Here is a 16,042-nt window from a genome sequence, read left to right as displayed (position 1 = left end):
TCAGCTCGCCCAGACCTCGGCGTCGTCGGCCGGGACGGTGGTGGACAGCTTCAGTTCCTTGCGGGCGGGGACCGTCTTCTGCGGGTCGATGCCCGTGAACGCCATGTCGTAGGCGATGTAGAAGTCGTCGATGCTGCCCGCGGAGGCGGCGTCCTTCCACGCCTCGGCGGCCTCCCCGAGCCCGGTGCGGAGTTTGACGGTCTCCGGCTGGTCCACGCTCTTCAGGGACGCCAGGTGCGCGTCCAGCGCCTTGGAGACCGCCTTGGCCTGCTTCTTGTAGCCGGGCAGGTCCTCCTCGATCTGATCCGCCTTCGGCTGGTTGTTCCAGAACGCCTGGTACACGGCGTCCGCGCCCTTCAGGTAGGCGAGTTGGTCGGCATTGAGCGACGTGTTCTTGAGGGAGCCGGTGAAGGTGCCGGACTCCTTGGCGTACGTGCAGCTCACGGTTCGGTCACCGCCCGCCCAGGTCGCCTTGGTGGGGTAGTAGATGAAGAGGCCGACCCCTTCGGGTACCGCCCAGGGGTCGGAGACGAACTTCTGCGACTCCGTCGGGCAGCCCTCATCGGCGATCTTCGAAATCCCCTCGTCCCCGGGGTACGCGGACTTCCCGTCGATGGAGAACTCGCCGACGACCTCACCCTTGTGCGCCTCGCCGCACGGCACGACCTCGACGCTGGCCTCCTCGCCGTCGGTCACCCCGCCGTTGGGGTTGTAGCAGTCGCCGGGGGAGAGTGAGAAGACCGACCGCTGACGCACGACCTTCTGGGCGCCGTCCTTGGCGCTGTCGAGGATGTCGCCACAGCCCACCGCGCCGATCGCGAGAAGGGCTACAGAGGCGGATATGTGGCGTATCGGACGGGACGTGACACCGGAAAACATGACGTGGGCATCCTCAAGCGGAAGTGCTGCGAACAGGTGTGCGCATCGTATGGCATAAGTGTGACAGTGCTGTGTGCAGGCGATATCGCGCGGCGGTCCTGCCGTGCGAGCGCGCTGGCGGAGAGGAGTCACCGTCCCCGTTCACCCCACCGAGAAGCTGGTCCTCCGCACGTGATCCGGAGCCGCGTCCGGAGAACGGCAAGCGGAGGGGTGGTCGATCACTTGGTGCATCAACTTCACTCGTACCAAAGGACTCTGATAGAGCTTCAGCGCAATGATTGGGCGCGCCCCGGACGTCTCTCGACCGATGCCGCCGTGCTGTGGCGCACCGAGCACAGCCGGGCCGGCCAGGGCGCCGAGGCGGCCCCGGGCACGGGCCGGCAAGAGCACCGGCCCCGGCAGGGCCGCCGTCCAGTTCGTCGACCGGGCCCGCAGGGCCGGATTCGGAGCACGCATGAGAGCACTGCAGACCACGGCACTCCTCGCCTCGGCGGTGGGCGCCGCCCTGATGGCCGGACTGTTCTGCGCCTTCGCCTACGCCGTCATGCCGGGCCTCGCCCGCGGCGACGACCGCTCCTTCGTCCAGAGCATGCAGCACATCAACAGGGCCATCCTCAACGGCTGGTTCCTCCTCCCCTTCCTTCTGCCCCTGCCCCTGCTCGTGCTGGCGACGGTACTCGCGGCGAAGGGGCACAGCAGGGGGGCACTGCCCTGGATCATCGCGGCGCTCGCGCTGTACGCCGCGGCCTTCCTCGTCACCGGCACGCGCAACGTCCCGCTCAACGACGCGCTCGACAAGGTGCCGCTCGACGCGGGCCCAGCACGGCTCGGGGAGGCACGTGCCGCGTTCGAGGACGGCTGGGTCATGTGGAACACCGTCCGCGCCGTCCTCCACACCGCATCCCTCGGCGTGCTGCTCTGGGCGATACACCTCCACGGCGCGGCCAAGGGGGAGGCGGGCTCGTAGGGGAGGCTCCATGGAGCTCCGGCGGCTCACGCCGCGATGACGATCCCCCGCTCGGCAGGCGCGGGGATGTCAGGACGCTCGCGCTCGGCACGCGCGGCGACGTCCGCACGCGCGGGGGGCGGGGTGAACACCACCACGCGCAGCAGGGCGAACCGCCCGACCCCGGCCACCGCGGAGGCCGACAGGTACACGGTCTGTTCGGCCACCGCGGACGGCGTGGTCTGCACGGCGTGCAGCACGAGCAGAGCGCCGGTGGTCAGCGCGTAGCTCACCGCCACCGTGAGCCCTGACTGGAGGTGGACCCGCCAACCCCTGCGTGTGCTCCGGAACGAGATCCGGCTGTGCAGCTCCGTCGCGATCACCGTGGAGACCACGGTGACGACCGCGTTGGCGAGCACCAGCGGTATCCGTTCGCCGAGCAGCACCAGCGTGCCGCCGGCCGCCAGCCCGACCACGCCACCGCACACCACGAAGCGCACGAAGGCCGCGACGAGCGGATGCGTGGTGGGACGGATCGTCGGATGCGCTGGGGCGGTCACGGGGGCCTCCGGGAGTGCGTGACGGTGTTCCGAATTCCACTCCACAACCTAGGGACGGCGCGTCCCCCGGGCGATGCAGCCAGGCCCCTACTTCTCTGGGGGGTATCCCCCAGAAGGTCCTGGGGGATACCCGCGTCCCGGGCCCGGCGACAGCTCTCTCCCGCGTGACTCCCGCTGCTCCCCGCTCGTTGACCAAGGCCGTGCCGACCTGCGTCGCGGCCCCGGCGACGAGAGGAGCGTTCGTGGACAGGTGCCCGCCGCTGAGCCCGTCACGCAAGGGCACAGCCTTCCGCCCGGCCCGGACGGCATGCGGACCGCTGCCGTGGCTGACGGCTGTCGCCGTGGTGTCCGTCGCGGTGCAACTCACCTTCGTCGTACCGGGATCAGGGCTGTCCTGGGACGAGACGGTCTACGTCAGCCAAGTGGGCGGCAACGCCCCGCCCGCCTTCTTCAGCGCTCCCCGTGCCCGCGGGATCTCCTACCTGGCCGCTCCCGCAGCGGCGCTCACCACGTCCACCACAGTGCTGCGGGTCTACCTGGCCCTGCTGTCGGCCGCCGGGCTGGTCGCCGCCCTGTGGATCTGGCGGAAGATGCTGCCCACCCCCGTGCTCGTATGCGCGGGAGCCCTGTTCGCCGGTCTGTGGCCGGCCCTGTACTACGGCCCGGCGGCGATGCCCAACCTGTGGTGCGCGCTGGGCGCCCTGGCCGCGACGGGCTGGGCCGTGAGGGTTCTGCACGGCTCGGCGGGCCGCGCGGAGGCCGTCGGCGCGGGGGCGGCCGCGGCCCTGGTCACCCTGATGCGGCCCGCCGACGGCTTCTGGCTCGCGCTGCCGCTGGCACTCGCGGCCGTGCTGGTACCCGGCCGGCGCCGGCCTGCCCTGGCAGTCGCCCTCGCAGCCGGACCGGTGGCGGGCCTGGCACCCTGGACCGCCGAGGCGTACGCCCGTCACGGAGGTCTCCTCGCCCGGCTCGACCGGGCCGGAGAGATCCAGGGCGGGCTCGGGTGGAACCTCGCAGTCGACGACCACCTGCGCTCACTCGCGGGCCGGACCCTGTGCCGCCCCTGCGACATCGGCTGGGAGAGCCCCGGCACGGCTCTGTGGTGGGTGGCGCTGCCCCTTCTGACCGCCGGAGGCATCAGGGCGGCCCGACGCGCCGGCCGAGGGTCCGCCGCGCTTCTGGCGACTGCGACCGGGGCCTCGACGGCCGTCCCGTACCTCTTCCTGGTCGAATACGCCGCGCCCCGCTTCCTGCTCCCCGCCTACGCGTTGCTGGCCGTTCCGGTGGCCGAACACGTGGTGCACCTCGCCGCCCGGGCGCGGCGGGCCCGCACGCCCGTCGGTCCTGTTCTGCTGACGCTGGCTCTCGCCGCCCACCTCGTCGTCCAGCTCTCCGTGCTCAGCCATGTGGTCCGCACCAGTCGCGCCACGGCCTCGGAGTTCGCCGCCGTGGCCGGAGCCCTGAACCGGCTGGGGATCCGCCGGCCGTGCGTGGTCAGCGGCGACCACGCCGTGCCGGTCGCCTACTACGCGGGCTGCGCCTCGCGCCAGACCGGTGGGCACGACGCGAGCATCACCCCCGAGGCGCTGAGTGCCCTCGCGCGCCGGGTGCCGACGGCGGTCCTGGTGGCCGAGGGCGAGGATCCGCCCGTGGCCGGCCCGGGCACGCGGGTGGTCACTCTGCCGCCCGGCCGCGGGGCGGGACCGCGCCGGACGTATCTCCTGCCGGGGCCCGCCGCCCTGGAGGCGGCCACCGGAGAATCCAGCTGACCGGATCGGCCGGCCCGCCCGTCGTCGACGTGCTTGCCCGGCGGGAGGCGCTGTCACGACGTGGAGGACGGGGTGCTTCATCGCGAGCTGGACTCCCGGTGCCCGAGGCCGGACACTCCGGCTGACGGAGCGTCCGGTGGGCGGTCACCCCGCCGCGCGACCGTGGGCTAGAGTCCCGGCATGGCTAGAACGGTTGTCTGGTTCCTGGCGTGTGCCGGATTCGGCGTGGTCCTCTGGCTGCTGACCAGCGCACCTGACATCAGCTCGAGCTATCCCCACTCCGAGTGCCACGCTGTCCTCGGCAGCGACGGACGTGGTGCGGGTTACGGGTTGATGGAGGACGGCGTGGACGCGAAGTGCGCGTCCCTGCACACGCGACGCCTCGGGTGGGCGGTGCTGGTGTCGGTGCCGACCGTGGTGCTGGCGGCGGCGGGAATGCGCAGGCAGGGCAGCTGAGCCGGTCGCGGCCCGGCCCGCCGAGGGCGAGCGTGCACGAAACCGTGCTGGGCGAGGGGGCGTTGCCCGCTCAGGTGGCGCCCCGGTGATCACCGGGCGCGTCTGCCGGTGGGCCCGCGGTGCCCGTGTTACGAATGCCGGGGCGGCGGGCTGCCCGGGATCTCACCCGGGCGCCGCCTGAAACGTCCCGGCAATCCGCTCGGCGCGGGAGTTTCCTACCCTCGCTCGGGAATCGTCGGAGCAGCAGACGGAGGCGGTGCCGTGGCCGGCGCACCAGTACGCGGACGACAGGGCGAGCACGGTGTGGAGCTGTCCCACCGGATCATCCACGGCTATCGCCGGGCCTACCGGATGGCGGGGGAGGGGCCTGCCATCCTGCTCATCCACGGCATCGGCGACTCCTCCGCGACGTGGGCGGACCTCATCCCGGAGCTGGCCCGCCACCACACCGTGATCGCCCCGGACCTCCTCGGGCACGGCGACTCGGACAAGCCCCGTGCCGACTACTCGGTGGCCGCCTACGCGAACGGCATCCGCGACCTGCTGGGAGTCCTGGGCATCGAACGCGCCACCCTGGTCGGCCACTCGCTCGGTGGCGGTGTGGCCATGCAGTTCGCCTACCAGTACCCCGAGCGCACCGACCGGCTGATCCTGGTGAGCGCGGGCGGCGTGGGACGTGAGGTCAACCCCGTACTGCGAGCGGTGTCCCTCCCCGGCGCCGACCTGATGCTGTCCGCACTGCGCCTGCCCGGTATGCGCAGCCAGGTCGGCCTCTTCACCCGGCTGATCAAGTTGCTCGACACCGACCTCGGCCAGGACGCGGACGAACTGATCGACCTGGTGGACGCCCTCCCCGACGCCACCTCCCGCAGCGCCTTCATCAGTACGCTGAGGGCGGTGGTCGACTGGCGCGGCCAGGTCGTCACGATGCTCGACCGCTGCTATCTGACGCAGGGCATGCCCACGCTCCTGCTCTGGGGATCGCGCGACAGCGTCGTGCCCGTGGACCACGCCTACGGCGCCCACGCGGCCATGCCCGGCAGCCGCCTGGAGATCTTCGAGGGCGCCGGCCACTTCCCCTTCCACACCGACCCGGTGCGTTTCCGCGCCCTGGTCGAGGACTTCATGAGGACGACGGCCCCGGCCGGCTGGAGCCAGGAGCGCTGGCGCGAGTTCCTCCGTGCCGGCCGTCCGGGCAGTGCGGACGAAGCGCCCGACCCCGCGTTCGAGCGGGCGGTGGACCGCGACCTCCGGGAGGCCAGCGAGCGCAGCGCGACGTGAGCCGCCACGCGGTGCCGCCACACCGGGGCGGGGGCTGCCGTCCTCCTGCGGGCCGCGGCTCCTGCCCGGGGCGACACGGTCACCCCGTCGACGGTGCACGGTCCGGAATCCCGGCGTGCACCGTCGAGTGCCGCGAGGCCTTGAGCGCTGACATCGCTCTCAGGCCGACTGCTGAGGTTCGGACGGCGTGTTCAGCGGGTTCGCTTCGCTGTCCGTCCGGCGATCATCCGTGGTAGGTGATGTAGCCGTTGCCGTCGCGGTCATTGGCGGTCTTGGTGTAGGAGTGCACGTCGGCGCGGGCACCGGAAGGCTTGTACAGGTAGACGGTGTCCTTGTCGTTGTTCCAGATGAAGTTGCAGTTCTGGCGGTAGACGACGTTGCCGGCGTCGGAATCGGTGCCGCGCGCGCCGCGGAGCTTGATGTAGTCGCCGGGCTGCAGGGTGTGGGACGCCTTGAAGGTGAACGTGTTGCCGACGGCGTCCTTGACCACGTAACCCTTGAGGTTGACGGTCGTCGTGCGTGAGAAGTTCTTGATCGTCAGGTACTCGTTCTTGGTGTTGCCGCCCGAGCACTTGTTGGAGTCGCTGCCCGGGGCGTCGTACTGGACGCCCCTGATCTTCAGGGCCGAGGAATACTCGGCGGCCTGGGCCGGCGCGGCGACGGCCAGGCCGAGCGCGAGGACCGAAGCGGCGGTCGCGGCTGCGGTCACGACATGACGGATGTGCATGAGGAATCCCCCCTCAGTGGTGCGGATGGAGCGCCCGGAGCTTATCGAATAATGTGAACGTCAGGTGAATGATCGGTGTAGAAAATGTGTTTGACGCCAGTTCTCGACTCCCTGCGGCAGGCAACCCCCGGCCTTTCACCTGCTCCGGGAGCTCGCGGCCCGCACTCCCTCGTCGACGTCCCCCCTGAACGTCCGCCGTCGAGACTCTGAGGCCTGCTTCGAGTGGCCCCCTGAAGGAATCAGGGAGGTGGGCGACCGTTCCTCCGTCACCGGCACGACCGCTTCGAAGGGCACCAGTCGTGTGACCCCCTGGGCCGGCGCTCGCGAGACCCGTCCGCGCCGGCGGCATGCGCGCGACCGGACGGCCCCGACCGGCGACCGGCCCCAACGGCCGCCCTGTCGTGTGCGGAAGGCGAGGGGCCCTCCTCAGGCCTTACGGCCGACCGCGCACCACATGGGCAGGGAGTCGTCCGGAGCGTCGGACGGCCCGGGACGCCAGCGCGTCAGGGTGACGACGCCCGGATCGAGGATCTCCAGGCCGTCGAAGAAGCGCTCCACCTCCTTCTGGCTGCGCGGAGTCGCGGAAGCGTGGGCGGCGGCACGCTCGTTGTAGATCCGCATGGACTCCGCGACCTCGGGGGCGGTGACGTCGGCGGCCGGATGGGACAGGACGAGATGGCTGCCGGGGGCGAGCCGGTCGAGCAGGCGGCGCGTGATGTCCCACGGGTCCTCGGCGTCCTTGATGTACTGCAGGATCGCCACCAGCATCAGGCCCACCGGCCGGCTCAGGTCCAGGGTGCGTGAGGCGGCGTCGAGAATCGTGTCCACGTCCCGCGCGTCGGCCTGCACGTAGTCGGTCTGCCCCTCGGGGCCGCTGACCAGCAGCGCCCGGGCGTGGGTGAGCACGATCGGGTCGTTGTCGACGTACACGACGCGTGCGTCGGCAGCGGCCCGCTGGGCCACCTCGTGCGTGTTCTCGGCGGCGGGGATGCCCGTGCCGATGTCGAGGAACTGGCGGATCCCGGTCGTCGCGAGGTGGCGTACGGCGCGCCCGAGGAAGGCCCGGTTGGCACGGACCGACGGCACGATGGTCGGGTTGGCCCGTGCGGCGAGCTCTGCCGCCTCCTGATCCACCGGGTAGTGGTCCTTGCCCCCCAGCCAGACGTTGTAGACGCGTGCGGGATGCGCGCTGGCGGGATGGGGCGTGGGCAGCGGGTATGCGTTCATCGTTCGTCACCTCGTGCGGCCAATACGGCCCGGTCGGACTCGTGTTCGGCCACGGTACCCCGGTGATCAGCCGCGCATCATCCGTCAGCGGGGGCGGCGCCGACGTGGTGCGCACGGTGCCCGGCCGGGGCTCTCGTCATTGCCGGAGGTGTGGTCCGGCACGGCCGCGGCCGACCGGTCTCAGCTTCCGGGTGCGGGCGGTGGCGGTGCTGCGGTGGGTGCCCGGCCGGAGTCCACGGCGGACGGTCCCTCCGGTGCGCTGGTGTCCCCGGTCGCAGGTGCCGGCCGTACGGCGGACCGTCCGACCAGCCGGTGCTGAGCGAAGCAGGCCGCCACCAACGTGGCGCCGAGCACCGGCCAGGCCAACGGGCCGGCGCTCACGGCGGCTCCGACGACGACCGGGCCGAGGCTGCGCTGCGCAGACTGGGCCAGGCCGTGTACGCCGAGATAGGCACCCTGTGCCTCACCGGGCGCGAGAGCGACGGAGAGCTCCCAGGAGGCCAGCGAGTGCAGGATCTCGGCGAGCGTGAAGGCGACGGCCGCGACGAGGACGGCGGCGGTGGCGAACCAGGGGCCGCCACCGGCCGAGGCGGCGAGCGCGACCCCTCCCGCCAGGAAGGCGGCACCGATCGGGACGAGGAGGCGGCGTGCGGCGGCGCTCGTCTCCGCGAAGCGGGAGAGCGGCACCTGGAGTGCGATGACCAGCACGCTGTTGAGGACGAGTACCAGCGGCGCGAGCCCGACCGGCGCGTCGGTCGCGTGGGCGATCCACAGGGGGAATCCGACCTGGAGGATGCTGTCGTCCAGGAACAGCAACGTCTCCGAGCCGGTGAACGCGAGGTAGTGGCGGTCCCTCCACGGAGTCGCCTTCCCGGTCCGGGCGGCGGACGGGCCTGCCGTGGCGACGACGCGGCTGGGAGCCGGAGGCTCCGCGCACCGCAGGGTCAGCACCCCGATCACGACGTAGGAAGCCACGTTGGCGAGCAGGAGCGCCTGGTAGGAGGTGACGGTGCCCACGGTGAGGGCGGCGGCCGCCCCGGCCGCGCCGACGGCCCAGCCGGTGTTGACGGCGGTGCGCTGGATCGCCTGGTAGCGGATGCGGTCAGGCCCCGCGACACGTGCGGCGAACAGCTTGGTCAGGACGCTCGACGCGCGGTCCGGCAGCGCTCCCAGCGCCGAGAACAACACCAGGAGTGCGTAGTCGTCGGTCGTCAGCAGGGCCAGAAGGGCGGCCCCCCGGGCGAGTTGGGCCACGACGAGGATGCGGGTCACGGGGAAGCGGTCGGCGAGCCGTCCCGCCAGGGGTGGCCCGGCGATGCCGAGGACGCCGGACAGGCCCATGAGCACGCCGATCTGAGTAACCGACAGATGGGCGGCGTAGATGAAGTAGAGCGTCGCCGCTCCGGCCCACAGGCCGGTGCCCACCTTGTCGATGACGGCGATGACCAGCATCCGCCGTCCGTCGCGGCCTCCCGGGACGGTGAAGCGCCGGGTGGTCGGCACGCGGCTCGGGGCCGGTTCCATCTGGATCCCCCTTGACAGACATTTTGTATTGGCACAAACTTATCTCTGTGGCAGAACAATATGGGATCAAGGGTGGAACGGCCAGAGAGATCTCGGCGTCCGTCGAAAGCCGCGTGGCGGACGGCGCGTTGCAGCCGGGCACCTCGCTGCCTCCTGTGCGGCGGCTTGCCGAGGGGCTGGGCGTGAGCGCCGGGACCGTCGCGGCGGCGTACAAGGAACTCCGAGGCCGTGGAGTGGTCGTGACCCTGGGGCGTGGCGGCACGGTGGTGGCGTCCGCGCCGGCCGTCACCTCGCGACGCCCCCCCCGGGTGCCCGACGGGCTGCGTGACCTGGCGGGAGGGCATCCCGATCCCGCCTGCCTCCCGGCCCTGTCCCCGCCCGCCCACGTGGAGCCCGTCCCGGGGTCCCACCGCGCCTCGCCGAGGCTCGCCCCGCTGGAGGACGCCGCCCGCGCCTGGTTCGCCCGCGACGGTGTGGCGACCGGCTCGGTGACGTTCGCCCACGGTGCTCTGGACTGCGTCGCCAGGCTGCTGTCCACCGAGCTCAGGCCGGGGGACGCCGTGGCCGTGGAGGATCCGGGCTTCCACCATCTCCTCGACCTGGTACCGGCGTTGGGCCTTCGCATGCTGCCGGTCGCGGTCGACGACGAGGGAATCCGCCCGGAGCCGCTGCGCACCGCACTGCGCGCGGGAGCCCGCGCCCTGGTGTGCAGCCCGCGCGGTCAGAGCCCGCGCGGCGCCCGGTTCACCCCCGGTCGCCGGGAGCAACTCCTCTCCGTTCTACGCGACTTCCCTGATGTGCTGGTCGTGGAGGACGACCACAACGCGGAGATCGCCGACGCGGAAGCGGTGAACCTCGCGTCCGGCGGCCTGCCCCGCTGGGCACATGTGCGTACGGTGTCCAAGCACCTCGGGATCGATCTGCGCTGGGCGGCTCTCGCCTGCGACCCCGCCACCCTCGCGCGCCACGACGGACGGATGCTGCTGACTTCCGGATGGGTCAGCCACATCCTCCAGGCGACGGTCGCGGATCTGCTGACCGACCCCGCCGTGTCCGGCCTGGTGGCCGAAGCGGCCCGCACCTACACCACTCGCCGCGAAGCCCTCGGCGCCGCGCTGGAAGGGCACGGCATCCCGTCCCACGGGGTCAGCGGACTCAATGTGTGGGTGCCGGTCCGCGATGAGTCGGCCGTCGTCAACGGACTGCGCACCCGGGGCTGGTGGACCGCGGCGGGTACCCGCTTCCGCATCACCTCCCCGCCCGCGGTGCGCATCACCACGGCCACCCTCACTCCTGCCGAAGCCGTGCGTCTGGCACAGGACTTCGCGGACGTCCTCGCGGAGTCACAGGCGGTCTACGGCGGGTAGACCGTGACGGGCAAGGGTGGGAGCCGGCCCGCTAGGGGGTGGCCGCCGGGTCCGCGGACAGGTCGATGGCGAACACCACCCGGTCGAGCCGGGGGCCGTCGTAGTCCGGCACCACAGCGGAGGCCGTGAAGCCGAGCCGCGTGTGGAACGCCCGCGAGGCGCTGTTCTCGGGGCTGGTGATGCAGCGGACGTGGCGGCGGCCGTGCGACCGGGCGAGCGCGAAGAAGGACCGGTAGAGGGCTTGCCCCGTTCCCTGCCCGTGCAGCACCGGGTCGACGCCGACGAAGTGCACGTAGGCGGTGTCAGGCTCTGTCTGCGACAGGAAGCCGACCAGGAAGGCGGCGATCTCGCCACCGTCGCGCTCGACCAGGAAGCTGGTGGTGGTGAAGTGCTGGAAGTACAGCCGGGGCAGCAGCAGCGCACGTTCCGTCGCTCCCGCTTCCCCTTTCAGTCCGCCCCACCAAGCGTCCAGTACGGAGAGCACGCGGGGATGGTCGTCCTCGACGAGGTGTCGGGCCCGCAGGCCGGAGGGAAGGTCATCGATCATGCATGCATTCTGTCAACTCACCCGGGCACCGGGGGCATTGTCGTGCGACGCTTCCAGGCGTTCAGGCTGGAGTTCAGGCCCCATCCGGTAGCCGGGAGCCGCCCGGGCGCTGCTGGACAGGCCGTGGGCCCGCCGGCCCGTCGGCAGGGGAGGGCCGCCGCGCCATGAGGGACAACAGCGCCGCCACCGCGCACAGGGCGCCCAGCGCCGGCCAGACGGGAGCGTACGTACCGAAGGCGTCCCGGGCGGCGCCCCCTCCGTACGCCGCCAGGGCGGCGCCGACCTGGTGGGCGGCGCCGACCCAGCCGAAGACGATCGCGCCGTCGCCGCCGTAGAACTCTCGGCACAGCGCGACGACCGGCGGGACGGTGGCGAGGTCGAGCAGGCCGAAAAGCGCGACGAAGACGACCATCGACGGCCGCACCGTGGCGCTCATCAGCAGGGGCAGGCACATCAGCAGCAGACCTCGCAGAGTGAAGAACACGGCGAGCAGGCGCCGGGGGTCCCCGCGGTCCGTCGCCCACCCGGACACGACGGTGCCGATCACGTTGAAGACCCCGACCGCCGCGAGCAGGGACGAGGCGGTGGTGGCGGGCATGCCGTGATCGTGGGCGGCCGGGGTGAAGTGCGTCCACATGATGCCGTTGGTGGAGGCCCCGCAGATGGCGAACGCACCGGCGGTCAGCCACAAGGGGCCGGTGCGCGCCGTGGCGAGCAGGACCGACACCGCCCTGCGCCCCGTGCCGTCGGCGGGTACCGGCTTCGCCACGTACCGGTCGGCACCGTAGGGCGCCCGGCCGACGTCGGCCGGGTGGTCCCGCAGCACGAGCCAGATCAACGGCGCCGTGGCGCAGGCCGCGAGGACCATGCTGACGAGGGACGGGCGCCAGCCGTGGTGGTCCACGACCCAGGAGAGGACCGGAAGGAACACCATCTGCCCGAAGACGCTGCCGGAGGCGATGATGCCGGTGACCAGGCCGCGCCGGTGTACGAACCATCGCTGGGCCACGGTGGCGCCGAAGGCCGTCGCCATGGCGCCGGTGCCGAGTCCGACGAGCAGGCCCCAGTACAGAGTGAACTGCCAGGCCGTGGCCATGACGGTGGTGAGTCCCGCTCCCGAAGCGACGACCAGGAGGGCGGCGACCACGACACGGCGCAGGCCGAAGCGGTCCATGAGCGCGGCGGCGAACGGCGCGCTGAGACCGTAGAGGACCATGTTCACGGAGGCCGCGAGGCCGATCGATCCGCGGGACCAGCCGAACTCCTCGTGCAGCGGCCCCGTGAGCAGGCCGGGCAGGGTCGAGAAGGCTCCTGCCACGACAACGGCGAGGAGCGCGGCGCCCGCGACCCACCAGGCGCGGTGGATCCGTCGGCCGGCGCGTGCCCGTGCGAGATGTACGTCCATGCCATCGATCGTCTGTGGGCCCCCGGTACCCCGGCCACTGGCGAGATGGCCTGCTTCTGCAAGAATCTGGCCATGGCGAGGGATGGCGGGGCCGGGCACCGGGTGGTCGTCCTCGTCCGGCCGGGGCTGCTGCCCATGGAGCTCGGCATCGTGCACCGGCTCTTCGGCCAGGCGGTCTCGGCGTCGGGGCAACCCCTGTACGAGGTCGTCACCTGCACCCCGAAGCCGGGCGTCGTGCCGACCGACACCGACTTCACCCTCAACGTGGCCGTCGGGCCCGAGGCGCTGGAGTGCGCGGACACCGTCGTCGTGCCGGCGGCGCAGGAGGACTACGAGCCTCAGGAGCGTGGGCGCATCGGCGCCGACGTGGCCGAGGCGCTGGCCCGGGTCCCCGAGGGTGCGCGGGTGGCGTCGATCTGCACCGGCTCGTTCGTCCTCGCCGCGGCGGGACTGCTGGCCGGACGAAGGGCCACGACGCACTGGAGGTCGTGCGAGGAGTTCCGGAGGCTCTACCCGGAGATCGAGGTGGACCCCGACGTGCTGTACACCGACGACCGAGGAGTCCTCACCTCGGCGGGGGTGGCCTCCGGCATCGACCTCTGCCTCCACATGATCCGCGCGGACCACGGTGCGGAGGTCGCCAACACGGTCGCCCGCGGAACCGTCGTGCCCCCGCACAGGGAAGGCGGCCAGGCCCAGTACGTCGAGCGCCCGGTCACCCCGCCCGAGCAGTGTTCGACCGGGCCGGCCTGGGAGTTCGCCCTGGCGAACCTGCACCGGCCCCTGAAGCTCGGCGAGTTGGCGGTCCACGCCTCGATGAGCGTGCGCACGTTCAACCGGCGGTTCCGGCAGGAGGCCGGACTGACGCCCATGCAGTGGATCACCCAGCAACGGGTCAACAGGGCAAGGCAGTTGCTGGAAGGTACCGATCTTCCGGTGGACCGGATCGCGGCCGACTCCGGCTTCGGGACCGGTACCGCTTTGCGCCAGCACTTCCACGCGGCGCTGGGGGTGTCGCCGCGCGCCTACCGGCGCACGTTCCGGGGTGCGGCCGGCGGCCCCGCTGACGTGGGGTCAGACTGAGCCGGGGGTGCGGATGGCGGCGATGTCGAACTGCAGACGGAGCCTCTCGCTCACCATGGCGCCGCCCTCGGCCAGCCGGGCGTTGTAGGTCAGGCCCCAGTCGGAACGGTTGATGGTGGTAGTCCCGTCGAACCCGACACGCTCGTAGCCGAACGGGTCGGTGACGTGACCGATGTAGGTGAGGTCCAGGACCACGGGGTTGGTGATGCCCCTGATCGTGAGGTTGCCGGTCATGCGGTAGACGTCCTTGCCGATGAGCTGCACGGCGGTGCTCACGAAGGTGATGCTCGGATGCTTCGCGGCGTTCAGGAAGTCGCGGCCGACCAGGTGCGCGTCACGCTGCTCCACGCCGGTGTCGACACTCCCCGTGGCCAGCGAGATCTCGGCGCGGGAGCGTGCCGGGTCGCGCCCGTCGAAGTACAGGCGGCTCTCGTACTCCAGGAACGCGCCGCGCACGGTCGTCACCATGGCATGCCGCACGGAGAAGCCGATCCTGCTGTGTGCGGGGTCGATCATCCACTCCCCGGTGAGGGCCGCCAGGCGGGCGTCGGGCAGCACCGCGGTACCTGCGGCCACCGGGGCGGAGGCCGACTCCTCCGGACGGGTCTCCGGGCGGCGGAGCAGGGAGCTGCGGCTGAAGAGGTTCATGAAACTTAGTTACTCTGAGGTAAGTCGTGTCTGCAAGGCCTGATCAAGGAACCCGAACATTCATGATCAGACCTTCACAGGGTGACGTACCGACGGTGGTGGTGGGGAGTGGGGCCGGTGGCCCGCGTCCGCCGCACACACCGACCTGCTGTGCACGGACCTCCGGGGCACCCGCCGTCGCGGCGGGCCCCGCCGCAGTGCCGATTCGGCGCGCGGCGGGGCCCTCCTGTGCACCCAGGCCCTACACGGCCACGTTCTCCTCGCGGTGGATGCTTCGCCTCAGCGGCTGCCGAGCAGGGCGCGCCAGGTGTTCGGGCCGATGACGCCGTCGACCGCCAGGTGGTGGTTCCTCTGGAAGGCGACCGTCGCCGACTTCGTCTTCGTGCCGAACCCGCCGTCGACCGCCAGGCCGTAGCCGTAGACGTTCAGTTGGGTCTGTGCCGCCTTCACCGCCTGACCGGAGGAGCCGGACTTCACCGTCTTGATCAGCTTGGACCAGGTGTTCGGGCCGATGACGCCGTCAGCGGCCAGTGACCGGGCCTTCTGGAAACGGATCACCGCGGCGCGGGTCTTCGGGCCGAAGCTGCTGTCGGCGTCGAGGGCGTAGCCCTGTGCGGTCAGGAGCTGCTGGGCGGACCGCACGTCCGCGCCCTTGGAACCGCTCTTGAGGACCGGCCAGGAGGCACTCGGGGAAGGGGTCTGCCCGCCCCCGCCCCCGCCGGATCCGCCGCCCAACTTGACCGGGCGGAAGGGGTCGTAGTTGTCGCTGCCGATCCCGTACTTGAGCTGCCGGTGGGTTGTGCCGTAGGTACCGCGCTGCTCGTAGGCCCAGTAGGCGCTGTGCGCCGAGTTCGCCCACTTCTCGAAGATCACCACGTGCCGGAAGTCGCCGTCGCTGGTGCTGTAGTCGATCAGCAGGTCACCCTTCTTCAACTGGCTCACGCTGCTGAGCCGCTTGGTGACGCCGCTGCCGGAATCGGCGAGCCCGACGGTGTTCAGGCCGGGCTTCCCCAGCCCGAGCGCCATGGAGACGAAGCCGGAGCAGTCCTGGCGGTAGCCGTCCTTCCAGGTGCGCTCCATGCTGTAAGGAACCGGGCCGCCGTTGTTGGCCGTGAGCCACGTGCGGGCCCGGTTGATCATCGTGTCGGGCGAGAGCGCGGCCGTGGCCATGGTCGAGAACTCGCCGGCCTGGGTGACGAGCTTGCTGTCGGCCTCGGGCTCCGGCCCGTAGGCGGCCTCCTTCTGGGACGCGACCGTCTTCGGACCCGAGGAGTCGGTGTCGGCGAGCGACGGTACGACGATGATTGCAGCTGCGACACCCCCGGCGGCGACGCCGATGATGGCGATCCGGGTGCGGCGTGTGAGCCCACTGCGAACAGACATGATTCCCCCGTTGTTTCCCTTGGTGTGACACGTCGAACCGACTGGTCCGACCGTAGTTGCCTGATGTGCCGATCCTTCGTCAGGTGCCGCTCGCGGCTCCCTGTCGAGTCATCACAATGGCAAAGATTGCGCCCCGGTCCCAGTGTCGTGCGGAAGCTGGATCAGTCGGTGACGTGACCTCGACAATGTTCGGGATGTGTCACCGAACGCCTCGATGCCTGACGGTGAGGGCCCGTCATC

At 71.4% G+C, this 16,042-nt stretch carries 15 protein-coding genes; 6 read left to right on the top strand and 9 right to left on the bottom strand.

All coding sequences use genetic code 11. From position 1 onward, the window contains the following. Complete coding sequence (locus ACIRJR_RS16970; RefSeq protein ID WP_403780559.1) at positions 1–879, bottom strand: septum formation family protein; 879 nt, start codon at positions 877–879, stop codon at positions 1–3. Between the two features lie 454 nt (positions 880–1,333). Between ACIRJR_RS16970 and ACIRJR_RS16965 the strand changes: the two genes are divergently transcribed. Next, complete coding sequence (locus ACIRJR_RS16965) at positions 1,334–1,846, top strand: DUF1772 domain-containing protein (protein WP_403780556.1); 513 nt, start codon at positions 1,334–1,336, stop codon at positions 1,844–1,846. Positions 1,847–1,872: 26 nt separating this feature from the next. Here ACIRJR_RS16965 and ACIRJR_RS16960 read toward each other — a convergent pair whose 3' ends face one another. Then, complete coding sequence (locus tag ACIRJR_RS16960) at positions 1,873–2,385, bottom strand: GtrA family protein (RefSeq protein ID WP_403780553.1); 513 nt, start codon at positions 2,383–2,385, stop codon at positions 1,873–1,875. 242 nt (positions 2,386–2,627) lie between these two features. On the opposite strand from ACIRJR_RS16960, the gene ACIRJR_RS16955 reads away from it, so the two are divergent. The 3 genes from ACIRJR_RS16955 (at position 2,628) to ACIRJR_RS16945 (ending at position 5,891) form a co-directional block, all read left to right on the top strand. Next, entirely contained in the window at positions 2,628–4,154 is a 1,527-nt protein-coding gene (locus ACIRJR_RS16955) for a hypothetical protein (protein WP_403780550.1), read from the top strand. 180 nt (positions 4,155–4,334) lie between these two features. Further along, positions 4,335–4,610 (top strand): hypothetical protein, encoded by a 276-nt coding sequence (locus ACIRJR_RS16950; RefSeq protein WP_403780547.1) that lies wholly within the window; start codon positions 4,335–4,337, stop codon positions 4,608–4,610. Positions 4,611–4,871: 261 nt separating this feature from the next. After that, on the top strand, positions 4,872–5,891 hold the full coding sequence (locus tag ACIRJR_RS16945; RefSeq protein ID WP_403780543.1) for an alpha/beta fold hydrolase: 1,020 nt from the start codon (positions 4,872–4,874) through the stop codon (positions 5,889–5,891). Between the two features lie 223 nt (positions 5,892–6,114). On the opposite strand, the gene ACIRJR_RS16940 is transcribed toward ACIRJR_RS16945, so the two are convergent. The 3 genes from ACIRJR_RS16940 to ACIRJR_RS16930 all read right to left on the bottom strand — a co-directional run bounded on the left by ACIRJR_RS16940 (position 6,115) and on the right by ACIRJR_RS16930 (position 9,369). Then, the gene (locus ACIRJR_RS16940; protein WP_403780540.1) at positions 6,115–6,618 is read right to left on the bottom strand and encodes a lamin tail domain-containing protein; all 504 of its coding nucleotides are present in this window, start codon (positions 6,616–6,618) and stop codon (positions 6,115–6,117) included. Between the two features lie 426 nt (positions 6,619–7,044). Then, positions 7,045–7,845, bottom strand: coding sequence for an SAM-dependent methyltransferase (locus ACIRJR_RS16935; RefSeq protein WP_403780537.1), 801 nt, complete (start codon positions 7,843–7,845; stop codon positions 7,045–7,047). Between the two features lie 180 nt (positions 7,846–8,025). Beyond that, on the bottom strand, positions 8,026–9,369 hold the full coding sequence (locus ACIRJR_RS16930; RefSeq protein ID WP_403780534.1) for an MFS transporter: 1,344 nt from the start codon (positions 9,367–9,369) through the stop codon (positions 8,026–8,028). Between the two features lie 47 nt (positions 9,370–9,416). On the opposite strand from ACIRJR_RS16930, the gene ACIRJR_RS16925 reads away from it, so the two are divergent. Then, on the top strand, positions 9,417–10,736 hold the full coding sequence (locus ACIRJR_RS16925; RefSeq protein ID WP_403780532.1) for an aminotransferase class I/II-fold pyridoxal phosphate-dependent enzyme: 1,320 nt from the start codon (positions 9,417–9,419) through the stop codon (positions 10,734–10,736). Between the two features lie 31 nt (positions 10,737–10,767). Here the strand turns inward: ACIRJR_RS16925 and ACIRJR_RS16920 are convergent, their stop codons facing one another. Beyond that, the gene (locus ACIRJR_RS16920) at positions 10,768–11,283 is read right to left on the bottom strand and encodes a GNAT family N-acetyltransferase (RefSeq protein WP_403780529.1); all 516 of its coding nucleotides are present in this window, start codon (positions 11,281–11,283) and stop codon (positions 10,768–10,770) included. A gap of 73 nt (positions 11,284–11,356) precedes the next feature. Further along, a complete protein-coding gene (locus ACIRJR_RS16915; RefSeq protein ID WP_403780526.1) occupies positions 11,357–12,688 on the bottom strand; it encodes an MFS transporter in 1,332 nt (443 codons plus the stop codon). Positions 12,689–12,760: 72 nt separating this feature from the next. Between ACIRJR_RS16915 and ACIRJR_RS16910 the strand changes: the two genes are divergently transcribed. After that, positions 12,761–13,771, top strand: a complete 1,011-nt coding sequence (locus ACIRJR_RS16910) for a GlxA family transcriptional regulator (protein ID WP_403780523.1) — start codon at positions 12,761–12,763, stop codon at positions 13,769–13,771. On the opposite strand, the gene ACIRJR_RS16905 is transcribed toward ACIRJR_RS16910, so the two are convergent. Continuing rightward, on the bottom strand, positions 13,763–14,419 hold the full coding sequence (locus ACIRJR_RS16905) for a YceI family protein (protein ID WP_403780520.1): 657 nt from the start codon (positions 14,417–14,419) through the stop codon (positions 13,763–13,765). The genes ACIRJR_RS16910 and ACIRJR_RS16905 overlap by 9 nt on opposite strands. A 279-nt stretch (positions 14,420–14,698) precedes the next feature. Then, positions 14,699–15,802 (bottom strand): peptidoglycan-binding protein, encoded by a 1,104-nt coding sequence (locus ACIRJR_RS16900; RefSeq protein WP_403780517.1) that lies wholly within the window; start codon positions 15,800–15,802, stop codon positions 14,699–14,701. Between the last annotated feature and the right edge of the window lie 240 nt (positions 15,803–16,042).

This window comes from Streptomyces sp. NPDC102402, assembly GCF_044765765.1.
Classification (GTDB): domain Bacteria; phylum Actinomycetota; class Actinomycetes; order Streptomycetales; family Streptomycetaceae; genus Streptomyces.
Note: the sequence above shows the minus strand (reverse complement) of the source record. Positions and strands in the feature narration are given on the sequence as shown.